Annotated in this window: 15 protein-coding genes and 1 pseudogene; 8 read left to right on the top strand and 8 right to left on the bottom strand. The window is 68.5% G+C overall.

The window, feature by feature from the left end:
* The 3 genes and pseudogenes from EIK80_RS17440 to EIK80_RS17430 form a co-directional block, all read left to right on the top strand.
* Window positions 1–118: pseudogene (locus EIK80_RS17440) on the top strand (cytochrome C oxidase Cbb3); the annotation flags it as partial.
* Window positions 119–216: 98 nt separating this feature from the next.
* Window positions 217–384: a cbb3-type cytochrome oxidase assembly protein CcoS gene (gene ccoS / locus EIK80_RS17435; protein ID WP_125158262.1), complete on the top strand. Its 168-nt coding sequence runs from the start codon at window positions 217–219 to the stop codon at window positions 382–384.
* A 29-nt stretch (window positions 385–413) separates the two neighbouring features.
* A complete protein-coding gene (locus EIK80_RS17430; protein ID WP_125158261.1) occupies window positions 414–1,151 on the top strand; it encodes a hypothetical protein in 738 nt (245 codons plus the stop codon).
* 58 nt (window positions 1,152–1,209) lie between these two features.
* Here EIK80_RS17430 and EIK80_RS17425 read toward each other — a convergent pair whose 3' ends face one another.
* Both EIK80_RS17425 and nhaA read right to left on the bottom strand, forming a co-directional pair.
* Window positions 1,210–2,457, bottom strand: coding sequence for a sodium:proton antiporter (locus EIK80_RS17425; RefSeq protein WP_125158260.1), 1,248 nt, complete (start codon window positions 2,455–2,457; stop codon window positions 1,210–1,212).
* A 56-nt stretch (window positions 2,458–2,513) separates the two neighbouring features.
* Window positions 2,514–3,776 carry a Na+/H+ antiporter NhaA gene (nhaA, locus tag EIK80_RS17420; protein ID WP_125158259.1) on the bottom strand — a complete coding sequence of 421 codons (1,263 nt, stop codon included), beginning with the start codon at window positions 3,774–3,776 and terminating at the stop codon, window positions 2,514–2,516.
* 487 nt (window positions 3,777–4,263) lie between these two features.
* Between nhaA and EIK80_RS26715 the strand changes: the two genes are divergently transcribed.
* Together EIK80_RS26715 and EIK80_RS17415 are read left to right on the top strand one after the other, a co-directional pair.
* The gene (locus EIK80_RS26715; protein ID WP_233586784.1) at window positions 4,264–4,839 is read left to right on the top strand and encodes a hypothetical protein; all 576 of its coding nucleotides are present in this window, start codon (window positions 4,264–4,266) and stop codon (window positions 4,837–4,839) included.
* Window positions 4,745–6,703 (top strand): pyrroloquinoline quinone-dependent dehydrogenase, encoded by a 1,959-nt coding sequence (locus EIK80_RS17415; protein WP_233586781.1) that lies wholly within the window; start codon window positions 4,745–4,747, stop codon window positions 6,701–6,703. The genes EIK80_RS26715 and EIK80_RS17415 overlap by 95 nt, the downstream gene beginning before the upstream one ends.
* A gap of 45 nt (window positions 6,704–6,748) precedes the next feature.
* On the opposite strand, the gene EIK80_RS17410 is transcribed toward EIK80_RS17415, so the two are convergent.
* From EIK80_RS17410 to otsB, 4 genes are all read right to left on the bottom strand, one after another.
* Window positions 6,749–7,777, bottom strand: coding sequence for a chloride channel protein (locus tag EIK80_RS17410; RefSeq protein WP_233586779.1), 1,029 nt, complete (start codon window positions 7,775–7,777; stop codon window positions 6,749–6,751).
* Window positions 7,778–8,033: 256 nt separating this feature from the next.
* Entirely contained in the window at window positions 8,034–8,330 is a 297-nt protein-coding gene (locus EIK80_RS17405) for a hypothetical protein (RefSeq protein WP_125158258.1), read from the bottom strand.
* Between the two features lie 197 nt (window positions 8,331–8,527).
* A complete protein-coding gene (otsA, locus tag EIK80_RS17400; RefSeq protein ID WP_125158257.1) occupies window positions 8,528–9,943 on the bottom strand; it encodes an alpha,alpha-trehalose-phosphate synthase (UDP-forming) in 1,416 nt (471 codons plus the stop codon).
* Window positions 9,940–10,713 carry a trehalose-phosphatase gene (otsB, locus tag EIK80_RS17395; RefSeq protein ID WP_233586772.1) on the bottom strand — a complete coding sequence of 258 codons (774 nt, stop codon included), beginning with the start codon at window positions 10,711–10,713 and terminating at the stop codon, window positions 9,940–9,942. The genes otsA and otsB overlap by 4 nt, the downstream gene beginning before the upstream one ends.
* 770 nt (window positions 10,714–11,483) lie before the next feature.
* Between otsB and EIK80_RS17390 the strand changes: the two genes are divergently transcribed.
* Window positions 11,484–11,981 (top strand): MarR family transcriptional regulator, encoded by a 498-nt coding sequence (locus EIK80_RS17390; RefSeq protein WP_233586768.1) that lies wholly within the window; start codon window positions 11,484–11,486, stop codon window positions 11,979–11,981.
* 16 nt (window positions 11,982–11,997) lie between these two features.
* On the opposite strand, the gene EIK80_RS17385 is transcribed toward EIK80_RS17390, so the two are convergent.
* The gene (locus EIK80_RS17385) at window positions 11,998–12,843 is read right to left on the bottom strand and encodes a hypothetical protein (protein WP_125158256.1); all 846 of its coding nucleotides are present in this window, start codon (window positions 12,841–12,843) and stop codon (window positions 11,998–12,000) included.
* A 93-nt stretch (window positions 12,844–12,936) separates the two neighbouring features.
* Between EIK80_RS17385 and EIK80_RS17380 the strand changes: the two genes are divergently transcribed.
* Window positions 12,937–14,232, top strand: a complete 1,296-nt coding sequence (locus EIK80_RS17380; RefSeq protein ID WP_125158255.1) for an SLC13 family permease — start codon at window positions 12,937–12,939, stop codon at window positions 14,230–14,232.
* A 107-nt stretch (window positions 14,233–14,339) separates the two neighbouring features.
* Entirely contained in the window at window positions 14,340–14,699 is a 360-nt protein-coding gene (locus tag EIK80_RS17375; RefSeq protein WP_125158254.1) for a hypothetical protein, read from the top strand.
* Between the two features lie 265 nt (window positions 14,700–14,964).
* Here EIK80_RS17375 and EIK80_RS26150 read toward each other — a convergent pair whose 3' ends face one another.
* Window positions 14,965–15,393 (bottom strand): hypothetical protein, encoded by a 429-nt coding sequence (locus EIK80_RS26150; protein ID WP_158624727.1) that lies wholly within the window; start codon window positions 15,391–15,393, stop codon window positions 14,965–14,967.
* Window positions 15,394–15,403: the final 10 nt, after the last annotated feature.

The following is a 15,403-nucleotide window of genomic DNA, read 5'->3' as shown; positions in this document are numbered from 1 at the left end:
CCGCGGCCAGATCTTCGCCGGGAACGGCGGCGTCATGCCCACCTGGGCCGGACGCCTCAGCCCCGAAACCATCAAGGCCATCGCCGTCTACGTCCACGCCAACGCCGCCGGACAATAACCGGCCATGCCAACCCTCATCGACAACACCAAACCCAAAACCGAAAACCGGACGGCGGTCTCCGCCGCCGCACGGGCCGGCCGGAAAGGGTGTTGTCGATGAACATCATCCTCTTCCTGGCCCCCGCGTCGATCGGGCTTGGCGCCATCGGTCTGCTGGCTTTCTTCTGGACCATGCGCTCGGGCCAGTACGACGACCCCAAGGGCGACGCCGCCCGCATTCTCTACGATCACCTCGACGACAAGCCGCCCGCCGATCCGCACTGACCCGCTGGCCGGCCAAAGGGAGTATCCCCATGCTCGACGTCCTCACCGCGCGCGACACCGGCCTGACCGCCGACCTCGTCGTGCGCCTGCCGGCCGAGACCATGCCCACGCCCGAGGCGGCCGACCTGCGTGTCGACGCCCTGATCGAGGAGCTGATCCAGCTGGAAGCGGCTCTTCCCCCGCCGCGGCGCGTGCGCGGCGTGCTCCTGAGCGGCGCGGCCAACCGCCTGACCCGCGACGGCATGGTCCGGCTCTTCGAGGCTCTGCGACATGTCTTTCGGTTCGCGGCGGGTGCGCACATCGTCGCCGAGATCGACCTTTCGGCCTGGTCCAGCGCGTGGGCGAGCGCCGCGGCGTTCCACGGCGTCGGCCGCGCGCGATTCCGCGTTTCACCGGTCGCCGCGGAGGACGCCCACGGCGACCGGCCCGAGCTTGAGACCCTGGCCCGGGCGATAGCGGCCTTGCGGGACGCCCATATCCCCACGCTGGAGGTCGAGTTGCCGGTCGTCTTCGATCCGACGGGCAGCGCGTTGGCGGACGTCCGCCAAATCGTCCGCTCGGCGCCCGACGTCCTGCGGCTGTCGGCTGGCGCCGAAACGGCCGAGGTCCCTGGCGCGGCCCAGTCGGCGCGCGAGGTTTTCGCCCATCTCGAACGCGCCGGCTATCACGACGCCGGCGCCGGCCTCTTCGCCCTGCCCGGAAACGATTCCGCCGCGAACGGCCTCGACCGGTCCGGGACGCACACCCCCATCGTCCTCGGCGCTTGAGCGCGGTTAGCGCCAGTACGACAAAATCCCCCCGCCGCCGAGAACGAAACGAAGCGGGTCACCCCGCCTTTCGCGCGGTGAACCTCGCCGCCAGCGGTCCAAACGTAAGGCCCTGAGCGAGCACCGAGAAAATGACCACCGCGAAGGTCGTCGACAGGATCAAGGTCCGGGCCTCGCCCTGAGGCAGGGTAAGGGCCAGCGCCAGGGACAAGGCCCCATGGAGGCCGCCCCAGCCCAGGAGCAGACTGGCGCCGCGTTGCTGTTCACGGCGTCGGAAGAAGGCGCCCCAGGGCGCGACGACGATCAATCGCGCGAGGACCACCAGCAGGATGGCCGCCACCCACAGCCCCACCATCTTGGACTCGAACGGCACCACCACCAGCTCCAGGCCCAGCAGCAAGAAAAGCAAGGCGTTGAGGATCTCGTCGATCAGGGTCCAAAAGCCGTGGACGTGGCGCTGTGTCATGTCGCTCATCGCCGTGCGCATGCCCAGATTGCCGACCATCAGGCCCGCGACGACCACCGCGATCGGACCGCTCACGTGCAGCGCGTCGGCCAGGGCATAGACGCCGACCGCCAGCGCGATGGAGAGCCCGACCTCGACGGCGTAATCGTCGATGGCTCTCATCCCGGCGATGACCAAGAGGGACGCGGACAAGCCCAGCGTCAGGCCGCCAACCGCCTCGATGGCGACCTGGCCGATCGCATGCCCGGGATGAAGTTCTCCGCCTCCACTGGCGATGGCGACCGCGGCGGTGAACACCACGATGCCGATCCCGTCGTTGAACAGGGCCTCGCCCTGGAGAACCGCTTCGAGGGTCTTTGACAGACTGCCCTGTCGCACCGCCGCCAGGACGGCGATCGGATCGGTCGGGCTGATCAGCGCGCCGAACACGAACGCCCAAGGCGGCGTCAGCGGCAGGTCCAGAAGATTCGCGGTCAGCCAGAGGCCGCCGCCAACAATCAGGGTCGAGGCCAGCACGCCAACCGTGGCGAGACTGCCAATGGCGAGCAGCCGCTTGCGAAGCTCGGCCAAACTGACCTGCATCGCGCCCGCAAACAGCAGAAAGGCCAGCATGTAGCCCAACACGGTCTTGGGAAAATCCATCGCCGCGATGACGCTGACAAGCTGTCCCGCGGCGTTGGGCCCGGGAATCCAGGCCCGCGCGGCGAGCAACAGGCCCGCGCCAGCCAGACCGGCCAGGACCATCGCCGTAGCGGTCGGCAGGTGGAAAAACCGGACGTTCAACCAGCCGACCAGACCCACCAAGGCCAGGAAGATCGCGGCAAGATCGAAGGCGGTCATGAAGGCCTCGTGAATCTAGGGTCTTTGGAAGAGGGGCGCGATCCGAGCCTTAGGTCTCATCCAACTTCCAGTCTCACTTCATCCTCAGAGGCCACTGCCTGGGTTTGAGTCGCTTCGGGGACGTCGGACTTGGAGGCGCGCAAGATCAGCAGGCCGAGCAGAGCCGAAACGAGAGAACCGGCGAGCACGCCGATTTTCGTCTCATCGATCAGATGCGCTTGCCGAAAGGCCAGATTGCCGATGAACAGGCTCATGGTGAAGCCGATGCCGCAAAGCACCGAGACGCCGTAGAGCTGGCCGGTCGAAGCGTATTTGGGCATGTCGGCCCAGCCCAGCCGCACGATCGCCCAGGCGGTGAGGAACACCCCCAACTGCTTGCCGAAGAAAAGCCCGAGGGCCACGCCGAGCGGAACCGGGTCCATCAGATTGGCCAGGCTGACGCCCGTGAAGGACAGGCCAGCATTGGCGAAGCCAAACAGCGGGACAATCACGAACGCCACCGGCTTGTGGAGGGCGTGCTCGAGCCGATGCAACGGCGAGGTCAGGTCGTCGGGACAGGCGGGGCTCTTACGCAGCGGGATGACCATGGCCAGGGCCACTCCGGCCAGGGTGGCGTGCACGCCCGACTCAAGAACGAAGAACCACAGAAGAAGCCCCCCCAGCAGATAGGGCCAAAGCGCCGTCACGCCTCGCCGATTGAGAAGCACCAGACCCAGCAGGATAGCCGCCGACACGGCCAAGGCGCCCAGGTGAAGCTGGGCTGTGTAGAAGATGGCGATGATCACGATGGCCGCCAGATCGTCCATGATGGCGATGGCGGTCAGGAAGATCTTCAGCGAGGTGGGCACGCGATCGCCCAGCAGGGCCAAAACGCCCAGCGCGAAGGCGATGTCGGTCGCCGAGGGGATGGCCCATCCCGCGCGCGTGTCGGGATTGGCGGCGTTGAAGGCCAGATAGATCAGGGCCGGCGCGGCGACCCCGCCCAGGGCGGCGAGACCCGGCAGGACGATGCGCGACGGCCGCGAAAGCTGTCCGTCAAGAACCTCGCGTTTGATCTCCAGTCCGACCAGCAGGAAGAAGACGGCCATCAGTCCGTCGTTAATCCAATGCATCACGCTTTCGTCGAGCGAGACCGGGCCCAACGAAAAGCCCAGGTGATGGCCGAGCACCGAAAAATAGGCGCCCGCCAAGGGCGTGTTGGCGACGACAAGCGCCAAGGCGGCGGCGGCCATCAGTACATAGCCGCCCGAAGCTTCGTGCTGAAGAAAGGCGCGCAGCGCCGACATGGGACGAACGCGGCCCTGCTGGGAATGGGTCATGGCGCTAGGCCCTCCAAATCAGAAATGACGGCGCCGCGCCTCCGCCCCGAGGGCGGCGGCCAAGGGCCAGCAAGGCCTTGGGGATCGGTCGTGCAAACGTCAGGGCTTCTGCCACGGCGGCCTCCAGAATGGATCGAGCTGTCGTGGCGTCAGGTTATCGACGGACGCCGGACCGTATTCGCCCGAAGGCGCGGCCTGGCCGCGAACGCGACCTGATGTCTGGTCGGAAACTTGTCGCAAGCGCCGCCCAGGTCAAGCAAAACCGGCGCCTGGGCGCCGGTTTTGGCGCGGCGCGGCGCCCCCCGAGCCGCGGCGCGGCGCCGCCGCGCTAGCCTGACGCCTCCGTGGGGCCGACGCGAAACACGATTATATCGTGTAGCGATATTTTTTTGGCGCCATTACGTGGCCTCAAGCATTGTCTTGCCGCGGGGTCGCCCAACGACCGCTCGCGCCCCCATCCGCGCCTCGATTCCAACCGAGACATCCCATGACCGACGCCCCGAAAATCTCGTCCCAAGGCCACGCCTGGTTCGCACGAACCGTCGGTGTCCTCCTGGTGTTGATCGGCGCGATCCTGGCGGCGGGAGGCCTTTGGCTCGCGCTGGTGCGGGGATCGCCTTACTACCTCCTGGCGGGTTTGGGCCTGATCGCCTCGGGCGCGCTGATGGTCCGTCGGCGCGTCCTGGGCGCCTGGGTCTATGTGGGCGTCTTCGCCGCGACCTTGCCGTGGGCCCTATGGGAATCGGGCCTCAACGGCTGGGCGCTGATTCCGAGACTGTTCGGGCCCTTCATTCTGCTGCTGCTGGTGGCCGCCTGCGTCCCCGACCTGACGCGGGACCGCGCGCCTCGGCGGGCAAGCCTTGGCCTGGCCCTTGGCGCCAGCGCGCTGATGGGTGTGCTGGTCATCGCCGTGCTCCTGGCCGGCCGCCCCCCCCGCCCCGGGCGCGCCGACGCTCGGTCCAGCGCCCTTGACGGCGGCGGCGGCCGGCGCCGACTGGCCCGCCTATGGCGGGACCTATGGCGCCCAGCGCTACTCGACCTTGGCGCAGATCACCCCGGCTAACGCCGGCCGGCTTGAGCGGGCCTGGCTGGTCCACACGGGCGACTTGCCGGCCACGGCGGAGGCCCGCGCACGGTACGGCGCGGAGACCACGCCCCTGAAAGTCGGCGCCAGCCTCTATCTCTGTACGCCCAAGAACGTTCTGATGGCGCTCGACGCGGCCACCGGGAAGACACGCTGGCGCTTCGACCCCAAGGTGGCCGACATCCACATCCCCTATACCGCCGCGTGCCGCGGGGTGGCCTACTACGCCGTTCCCACCGCTCATTACGGCGACGTCTGCGCCACTCGGATCATCGAAGGCACGCTGGATGCGCGGCTGATCGCGGTAGACGCGGCCACGGGACGCCCCTGCCCGGACTTCGGGTTCGGCGGTCAGGTCGATACGACCCAAGGGATCGGCCAGAACGTACCCGGCATGTTCTCCATCACCTCGGCGCCCACCATCGTGCGCGGCGTGGTGGTCACGGGCCATCAGGTGCTCGATGGCCAAAAGCGCGACGCCCCCTCCGGCGTGATCCAGGGCTATGACGCCGTCTCCGGCAAGCTGGTCTGGGCCTGGGACATGGCGCGGCCCGATCGGACGGGCGCGCCGCCGCCAGGCGAGACCTACACGCGCGGCACCCCAAACATGTGGACGACGGCGACGGCCGACGAGGCGCTAGGCCTGGTCTACCTGCCGCTGGGCAACGCGGCGGTGGACTATTGGAGCGGTCTGCGCACCTCGCGCGAAAAGGCCAATTCCACCTCGCTGGTGGCCCTGGACGCCATGACGGGGCGGAAGGTCTGGTCCTTCCAAGCGGTCCATAACGACGTCTGGGACTATGATCTCGGATCGCAGGCCACTTTGGTGGATTTCCCGACGCGCCAGGGCCCGGTTCCCGCCCTGATCCTCCCCAGCAAGCAAGGCGACATCTATATCCTGAACAGGCGTACGGGCGCGCCCCTGACCGGAGTGGAGGAGCGGCGCGTGCCCACGGGCGGCGTCGAGCCCCAAGAACGTTCGGCCACCCAGCCGTTCTCGCTCTATCACACCCTTCGCAAACCCGATCTCACTGAACGGTCGATGTGGGGCATGTCGCCGATCGACCAGATGATCTGCCGGATTCAATATCGGTTGGCGACCTACAAGGGCTTCTATACGCCGCCAGAAACGAAAAGCCGCTATGTCGAGTATCCCGGCTACAACGGCGGTTCCGACTGGGGCGGCGTCGCCGTCGACCCGGTGCGCGGCCTGATCGTCGCCAACTACAACGACATGCCCAACTACAACCGCCTGATCCCGCGCAGGCAAGCCGATCGCGAAGGCTGGGCGCCGCGCGGCCAGGAACGCGGCGGCAGCCTGAAGAAGAGCGCCGAGGGCGCCGGCGATCCGCAGGCCGGCACGCCCTACGCCATCGACGTCAACGCCGGTTGGCGTCTGCCGGTCACGGGCCTTTTGTGCAAGCAGCCGCCCTATGGCGGGTTGCGGGCCATCGACCTGCTCAGCGGCAAGACGCTTTGGGACCGCCCCCTGGGGACGGCGCGCACCAACGGTCCGTTCGGGATCCCATCCCGCCTGCCGATGACCATCGGCACGCCCAATAACGGCGGAGCGGTCGTCACGGCGGGCGGGATGGTCTTCATCGCCGCGACCACCGACAACCTCATTCGGGCGATCGACCTGAAGAGCGGCCGCACCCTTTGGCAGGACGTCCTGCCGGCCGGCGGCCAGGCCACGCCGATGACCTACGCGGTCGATGGCAAGCAGTACGTGGTGATCATGGCGGGCGGGCATCACTTCATGGAGACGCCGATCGGCGACGCCCTCGTCGCCTACGCCCTGCCCGGTCCGGCGCCATCGAGCGCGAAGGGCGCCAACCGATGAACCGTGGAGCAGGCTACAGGAGCCTTCGCGCCAGGTGCATAAGGCTCATGCCGCGCCGTCTCCAGCGGGCGGGGCCTGACCGCCTTGCGAACTGGCCCGCGCGCCGCTGGCCGCCGCCGAAAGCGTCGCCAGCCATTTGCCGGCCGCCAGATCCCAGCCCGAGGCGAAGCGGCCAAACAACAGCGACTTGGCCTCCGTATAACCCGCGCCGTAGGTGACCCCGCCGCTCAGGACCGCCGCGGCGGCCGCCACCACGCCACAGATGGCGGCGAAGCGCACGGGTCGGGCGTCCTTCCACCGTTTTACGGGATTGTCGCCGACCAGGATGGCGGCCATCAACCGCGAGAAGAGGCCTCCGGCCAGCCCCGAAACCACGCCGATCAGCGCCGCGCTGAACCAGGCCTTCCACCCGGCCGCCCCCGACATATCACCGAAATAGGCGTAGTTGCCGCCGAGCGCGTAGGCAGCCACCCCCGCCGACACCACAGCCAGGATGACCACCGTGTTGGCGCGCTTGTCGAAACCGCGGGCCAGTTCCTCGACGGCGAAGACGATTCCCGCGATGGGCGTGTTGAACGCGGCCGAGACGCCCGCCGCGCCGCCGGCGATCAGCAGGGTGCGCCGTCCAGGCCCTCCCCGCAGCCAGCTGGTCAGAAACACCATCACCGCGGCGACCACCTGGACGGTGGGACCTTCGCGTCCGATCGAGCCGCCGCAGACCAGCAGCAAGGCCGCCAGCGCGACCTTGACCAAGGCGGTGCGCATGGACACGCGGTCATCATGGATCTTCTCGCCGTCGAGACCCCGTCCCCGGCCGATTTCGCCGGCGGCGATCACCTGAGGAATGCCGCTGCCAGCGGCGGCGGGGGCTAGGCGACGCATCAGCCAGACGCAAAGCGGCAGACCCACGATCAGGAGCGCGGGACCAAGCCAAGGCCAGGCCGCGACGAGATGAGCATGGGCGGACATGGCCGCATCGCAGAGCTTGGCGAATCCGACGGCCGCGGCGCCGGCCACGACGGCCGCGGCCACAACCGCGCCGGTTCTCAGCGAGCGACGGGCGCGCAGGCTCACGAGCTTGCGCTGACGATCGAGCCTTTCAAGCGGCGAGGATTTTGACACGGACGTTTCGCTGCCTGGCGCGAGGAAAGAGCGTTGGCGACGATTGCATCGCCTCACGATGTTTACGCCCTAGGGGCGCCTGGCGTCGGGGTCAAGTCACCAGGTCTATGAGGGACGACGAGGTCTTGATGAGGATCGCCACGCATCTCTTCCCACTCCCCTCGCCGCGGTCTGTTGCCCTCTTGGCGAGATGCGCAACCCGCCCGGCCTATGAGCCGCTCAGATCCATTCCCAAGGTGGGTCCGATCCCGTCGGGGTGATCACCGAACGGATTGGTGTGGGCGCGCCGCCGCGCCAACTCGTCCAGGCGCTCGCGCAAGCTGGGGTCGAGCCCCGCCGCGGCGTCCACCGGCATCGCTCCATCGTGATCGGCCCCCGGTGCGCCGGCTAGTACGCGAAACAGCGCCTGGTCGAATCGTTTGCCCGCCTCGGTGTCACCCTCAGGCGGCGCTTCCAGGAAGCCCACGACGATTTCGAGCGCATCCTCCCAATCGAGATGGGTCATGCTACCTCCACTCCAATCCTGATCCCGCAGCGCCCCTATCCCGTCAGGCGCAGCGACATCGCCGCCAGGCAACCCAAGGCGGCCAAGGCCACGAGAATCACCTCGATCGGAACTCCACCGTTCCGCCTTCGCCTCATGAGCCCCCCTTGGCGACGCTGGCGGCCGCCGCTCCAGATGCAGACTAGCGCAATATCGTATCACGATGCTTTTCGACTGTCGCCGTGCTCGTGTTCGCCATCGGCCCCTTTCAGGTCGAGCGCGGCGACATAGGTGTCCCGCCAGGCCGCCACGTCGTCGCGCGACACCCCGTCCATCAGTCGCCGCCAACGCGCGATCCGCTCGGCGCGCGGCATGGCCAGGGCCTGGCCGAGCGCCTCCGAGGTTTCCTCACGGCTGAACGGATTGATGATCAGGGCGTCCTCCATCTGCTCGGCCGCCCCAGCGTAGCGTGAAAGCACCAGGACGCCGGGATCATCAGGGTCTTGGGCGGCGACGTATTCCTTGGCCACCAGGTTCATGCCGTCGCGCAGGGGCGTGACCAGGCCGACGTGGGCGGCGCGATAGATGCCCGCCAGCTCGTCACGGCGATGGGCGCGGTTGACGTAGCGGATCGGGACCCAGTCGACCGTGGCGTAGGCGCCGTTGATGCGCCCCGACACGCCGTCGAGGCGGGCGCGGATTTCCTGGTAGGCCTCCACCGCGTCCCGGCTGGGCGTGGCGATCTGCAGCAGGAACACCCTCTCGGCCCAATCAGGATGGTCCGCCAGCAACTGCTCATAGGCCAGGAAACGCTCCTCCAGACCCTTGGAGTAGTCGAGCCGGTCGACGCCCAGGATCATCTTGCGCCCCGCCTGGCTCAGCCGCACCCGATCGAACGCCGCCCGCGCCGTCTCGCCACGCGCCAGGTCCGCGAAGGCCTCGCCCTCGATGCCGATCGGAAAGGCCCCGATCCGGGTGGAGCGGCCCTCGGCCGCGATGACGCCGCCCACGATCGTCAGGTCCAGATCGCGTTCGACATAGTCGCTGAACGCCTCCAGGGCGTCGCGGGTCTGAAAGCCGACCAGGTCGTAGGCCAGCAGCGATTCCACCAGTTCGCGGTGCTGGGGCAAGGTGGTCAGCAGCCGCCGGCTCGGCCAGGGGATGTGCAGGAAGAAGCCGATCCGATTGGCCACGCCCAGACGACGCAGTTCCTGGGCCAGGGGGATCAGGTGGTAGTCATGGATCCACACCCGGTCGCCGGGCCCGATCAGCGGCGCCAGCGTCTCGGCGAACCGGCGATTGACCCGCTGATAGCCCTCGCCGAACGAGCGCTCATAGGCGGCCAGATCGGTGCGCGAATGAAAGATCGGCCAAAGCGTGCGGTTGGCGTAACCGTCGTAATATTCCTCGCGGTCCTGCTCTTCCAGATCGACCAGCGCCACGGTGACCCCGCCGACCTTCTGCATCGAGATCTGGCCGGTGAAGGTCTCGACGGTCTCGCCGCTCCAGCCGAACCAGACACCGGAATATTCCCGCAGCGCCGCCGCCAGGGCCATCGCCAGGCCGCCAGCCGTGCCAACCCCTTCATCGCTGGGCGGATTGACCCGGTTGGAGACCACGATGAGCCGGCTCATGCGACGCCTCCGGGAATGGCCGCCTCCAGCCAGTCGAGGACGGCGGGAACGTCTGGCAGACGATGGCGCGCCAGGGTCTGCCGGCTGGTGGGCCCGACCAGCACGCCGTAACCGCCCGCGGCCTCGGCGGCCATGAAGCCGTCCTCATCGGTGAGGTCATCGCCCACGAAGATCGGCCGCGCGCCCTGGAACGGCCATTCGGCCAGGAAGGCCTGGACCGCCTGCCCCTTGTCCGCGCCAGCCGTTCGCAGTTCAGCGACCATATCGCCTTCTTGCAGGATCAGGCCGGTGGCCGCTTCCAAGCGCCGCGCGGCCTCGCGCACCGCCTCGCAAGCGCTTGGACAGGCGCGGTAGTGCAGCGCCACGCTCAAGCCTTTCTCTTCGACCTGCAGAAGCGGTTGGGCCCGGGCCAAGGCCCTGAACACGGCCGTCGCGTCGGCCAGATCGGCGTCTGGGAGCGCGGCGACTTCGTCGCCCAGCACCGTACGTCTTTGCAGACCATGGACGCCGGCGACAGCCGCGACGGCGTCCTCGGTGATCGCCGAGACCTCGGCGACGGTTCGCCCGCTGACGATGGCGAGGCGCCGCTGCAGGCGCTCGGCCAGGCGGCGCAGGATGAGGGTCCGTCGCGGGTCGGGTCCGACATCCTGGGGGCGCTCGACGATCGGCGCCAGCACGCCGTCAAGATCGAGAAATAACGCGCATCCTGTCGGGTTTAGCGGCGGCGGCGGGGGCAGAAGGTCGGGAAAGGTTATGATCTGGGCCGTCATGGCGGACTCCATGGCAGGCGCCGGAATCGTCAAATTCGGACGCAAGGACGCCGACGCGCCGGTGGATCCCGGCGGCGGCTCAAGAGGCGGCGCGCGGCGAGCGCGCCGAGCGATCGAAAAGGCGCTAGGGCTTGGGCGACTGGCCGGCGGGGCGCGATGGCGCGCGGCGGCGGGCGAGCGGAAGGCGTGGTTCGCCCGGCGAGATCGATGATGGCATGACAGGCCCCTTGTGGATGCGAGCGCCGTGCGCGGCGCGGTGGTTCTCCAACGATGAAGGATCAGCCGCTCGAAGCGGCGATCCTGTCGCACGGTGCGACGAAAGCGTGACGAGCCCCGACGCACGCGCGGGGCCAGCCACAGCCTAACAGGCGGAACGACGGATGGGGGGACGGCTCACGGGATAGTGACGCTGGCTTTACCGCCTAGCCCGGGCGGCACGCGCTGATGCGGTCCGCGCGGCGGCCGCATTTCCAGCTCGTCCAGGCCAAGCCGCGCGCCAGCCCAAGCGCCCGCGGCCGCCATCAGAGCGGCCCCGATCAAGGCGATCATCAGGCCTCTGCCCCGAAACGCCGATCCGAACCAGACCCTAAAGGCTCGCATCGGCGCCCCCGCGACCGAACCGCGTTCAGGTATGCGATCAGTCATGGTTCATAAATATCGTGCCACGATGCGATGTCAAATCGAGCGCGCCATCCGCCCCTCCCGCGACTCGGCGGGCATGCTAGAAAGCGAGCAGCGATGCGAGTGTTTCGCGCGCCAGGACCTTGCCCGTGACTTCGCCCGCCCAGCCCTCTCCCGCCACCGTCGACACCCATGCCGAGGTCGGCGTGGACATCGACCGAGGCCAGCCCCTGACCCCGGATGACTATCAAGCCCTGGGGGAGTTTCGCAGGGCGATCCGGCAATTCCTGGCGTTCAGCGAGGAAGGGGCTCGGGCCCATGGCCTGACCAGTCAACAGCATCAGGCCTTGCTCGCCATCAAGGCCCATCGCGGCCCCGATCCGATCTCGATCGGCGACCTGGCCCAAAGCCTGCTGATCAAGAATCACAGCGCCGTCGAACTGGTGGCGCGCCTGATCGAACGGGACCTGGTGTCCCGCCGTGACGACGAGGCGGATCGACGCCGGGTGGTGCTGGCGCTGCGGCCACGCGGCGCGGACATCCTGGAAACCATTTCCCGCCGCAACCTTGGCCAGCTGCGCCAAGGCGCCGACATCCTGGCCGAAATAATCGAGGCGGCCCACCGCGCCGCGCCGCCAGCGCCCTAAAGGACGCCCAGCACGCCTATCGCGGCCAATCGGCCAGGACCGCTCCGTCCGCGTCCTCGAACGCGACACGGTCGAGCTCCACCGCATAGAGGCAGACGGGCCGATGTTCGGCCGACTCGCTCCAGCAATGGGCCGCCGCGCCATCGGCGAAGCCCGAAATCCGTCCTTCCAGGACCAGTTCGAACACCCTGCCCTGGGCCGTGCTCTCGGGGGGCAGCTTCAGGACATGCTCGTAGGCGCGTTGGCCCCGGCGCTCTGTCCGCGCGGCGTCCTGACCATGCAGCACCGCCAGGCCAAGGCTCGGTTGCTCGACCGGCGTGGGCGTGGCGGGCGGCGCGACCTCGCGCCGCTTGGGGCACTGGTCGCCCGTCAACCAGGGACGCGGGACCCAGAACCCCTCGACCGTCTCGGTGCCCGCCGGCGTGGGCGCGGCGCGAACCAGCGGCAGGTCCGTCCAGGTCGAGGGTCGGGCGACCAGGCGCAGGGACGAAGCCTTGGCGTCGACCTGGTAGTAGGCCTGGGCGGGGCCTGGATCGGCGACCGGACCGGCGCAACCGAACGCCAGACGCACGGAAAACCGCCGCCCGACGAGATCCGCGCCGCCGCTTGAAACACCCGAGGCATAGGCGTCCGCGGCCTTGGCCGCCGCCAGGATCAGATCAGCGCGCGACGCCACGGCGACCGGAGCAACCTTGGCTGGCGGCGCGGCGACCACCGGCGGCGGCGGCGCCTCCACAGCAGGCGGCGCGGGCGCCGGGCGCGTCAGCACCAGGACCAGAACCACGATCGCCGCCGCGCCGATGGCGAGCGGCGCGATCAGGGCGAACTTGCGGTCCGGGGACCTCTGTCTATTGTCGCTCATGGCTCGAGCCTAGCAGAAGACAAGGTCCAGATTGCAATCGCCTTCGCTCCGGTTCGCGCCTGACGCTCGTCCCGCCCGGTTCGCGCACCGGCCATGACGCCGGGTCAGATCATCGCCCTGGCGGTCTTGGCCGCGGTCGTGGCTGGCCTCATTCACGGCAAGCTACGGTCGGACGTCGTGGCCCTGGCGGGGGCCGCGGTGCTCCTGGGCACGCGGACGGTGCGCCCGGTCGAGGTCCAGGCCGCCTTCGCCAGTCCCGCTATCCTGGCCTTGGCGTCGTTGTTCGTTATCGCCTACGCCATGGAGCTGTCGGGCCTGCTGGGCCTGGTCATCCGGGGAGCCACTCGCCTGTGCTCCCGCCTGGGCGCGGCGGGCCTCTGGCTGGTGATCGTGCTGTGCGGCCTCGCCTCGGCGTTCTTGAACAACACGCCGATCGTGGTTCTGGGCGCGCCAGTGGTGCGCGACGTGGCCCGGTCGATGAACCTGTCGCCCAAGCGGTTCCTGATCCCGCTGTCCTACGCCACGATCCTGGGCGGGGCCTGCACGCTCATCGGCACCTCGACCAATCTTCTGGTCAACGACATGGCGCGCAACGCCGGCCAGCCCACGTTCAGCCTGTTCGAGGTCACGCCCGTGGCCTTGATCATCGCCGCCGTCGGCGGTGTCTACATGGTGGTGTTCGGTCCTCGGCTGCTGTCGGCCTCGCCCACCGAACAGGAAGCTCCCGTTCCGCTCGCGTCGATCAATCCTCCAACCGGGGAAGACCCCGCCCTCTATCCGGTCGACGCGCCGTTCGATCCCCTGCGGGCCGGCGCGGCCTTGGGCGTCTTCGTTCTGGTCGTCACGGTCGCGGCCCTGGGCCTGCTGCCGATCGCGGCGGCGGCGTTCGCGGGGGCCGTGCTGCTGGTGGTCACCGGCATGATCAGCGTCGACGACGCCTATAAGGGCTTGCGGCCCGAGATTCTCCTGCTCATCGCCGGCATGGTCGTGGTGGGCCTGTCGATGGAGGTCACGGGCCTCGCGGCTCTGGCCACCGACGCGTTGGTCGGCTGGCTGCGGCAACTGGGGCCGCTCTACGCCCTGGCCCTCATCTACGGCGCGACCTTGCTGCTGACGGAAATTCTCTCCAACGCGGCGGTGGCGGTGCTCTTGACGCCGATCGCCGTGGCCTTGGCCGAGAGCCTGGGGGTCAGCGCCCGCCCCTTCCTGGTGGCGGTGATGATGGCCGCCAGCGCCGCCTTCGCCACGCCGTTCGGCTACCAGACCAATGTCTTGGTCTATCAGATGGGCGGCTATCGCTATCTGGATTTCGTACGGATCGGCGCGCCGCTCAATCTGATCACCTGGGCCGTGGGCTTGGCGGTGATCCCGATGTTCTTTCCGTTCTGACCGATAAGGTTCCCCGCCAAGGCCTCACAAGATTGTCAGCCCATCGTGTTCCCACGCCCAATTAGATCGCTCTACGATCTTTCCAGAAGCAACCGGCTGGAGGGATCATGGACGATCACATCAACGAGACCATTCTTCTGATCTGTGATGACGAGGGCCGCGCCATGAGATTGATGGCCGCCCTCGATGAGGCGCGTGTCAACGTTATCGGCCCCTTCACCACCGCGGGGCTGGCCTTGGCGGTGACCGCCCACACACACCCCACCGTGGCGCTGTTGGCCAGCCAGACCACCGGCCAGCGCAGCGCCGAGCAGCTGGCTCAGACCCTGCAGGACAATTGGGGCGTCCGTTCGATGATGCTGGACGAGACCGCCCACTCCGCCGTCGAAACGTTGGGATGGCGCGCGCCGGACGAGCAGGTGGCGCGCGTGCGCCAGGCGCTGTCCAAAGCGTTCGCGCCGGCTTGATCCCTCTACCCCAGACCTTCACCGAGGAGACCCGCACCCGATGACGGCCAGCGAACGCATCCTGGCGGCCTTGACCGGCCTGCTGTCCCATTTCGCCAAGCTCAGCGCCCTGGCCTGGGCGCTCAACCTGGCCCTGACCCTGGTCGTCGTCGGGCTGGCGATCGGGGCCGGAGGTTTGGCCAAGCGCATCGCCAGGGTCGGCGCCCACCGCCTCCCCGGTCCCGCCGACGCGGAGCTGACCGTTCGCGCCAACCGCCTGGCGCGGCTAGCCGGCTGGATCGTCCAGGCGCTGGCCAGCCTGGCCGCCGTCTTGGTCGTGGCCGACATCTGGGGCTTTAACCTGCTGACCTGGACAGCGACGCCGCTCGGCGCGCGGATGTTGGCCGGCGTGGTCCGCCTCGGCCTCTTGCTGGTCGTGACGGTGGCGGTGTTCGAACTGGTCAGCCTGGCGATCGGCCGGAGCATGGAGGGTTTCGCCGACCATTCCGCGGAACCGCGCCGCCGCGCCCAGTTGGCCACGCTCGCGCCGCTGCTGAGGGGCGTGGCTCAAACCGCCATCGTCATCGTGGCGATCCTGATGGCCCTGAGCGAACTCGGCGTGAAGATCGGCCCCCTTCTGGCCGGGGCCGGGGTCGTCGGCGTCGCCGCTTGGCTTTGGCGCCCAGACCCTGGTCAAGGACTTCTTGACCGGCATCTTCCTGATC

This window comes from Caulobacter sp. 602-1, assembly GCF_003931565.1.
In the GTDB taxonomy this organism is placed as follows: domain Bacteria; phylum Pseudomonadota; class Alphaproteobacteria; order Caulobacterales; family Caulobacteraceae; genus Caulobacter.
The sequence above is the reverse complement of the archived record's forward strand: the minus strand, read 5'-3'. Positions and strand labels throughout refer to the sequence as shown.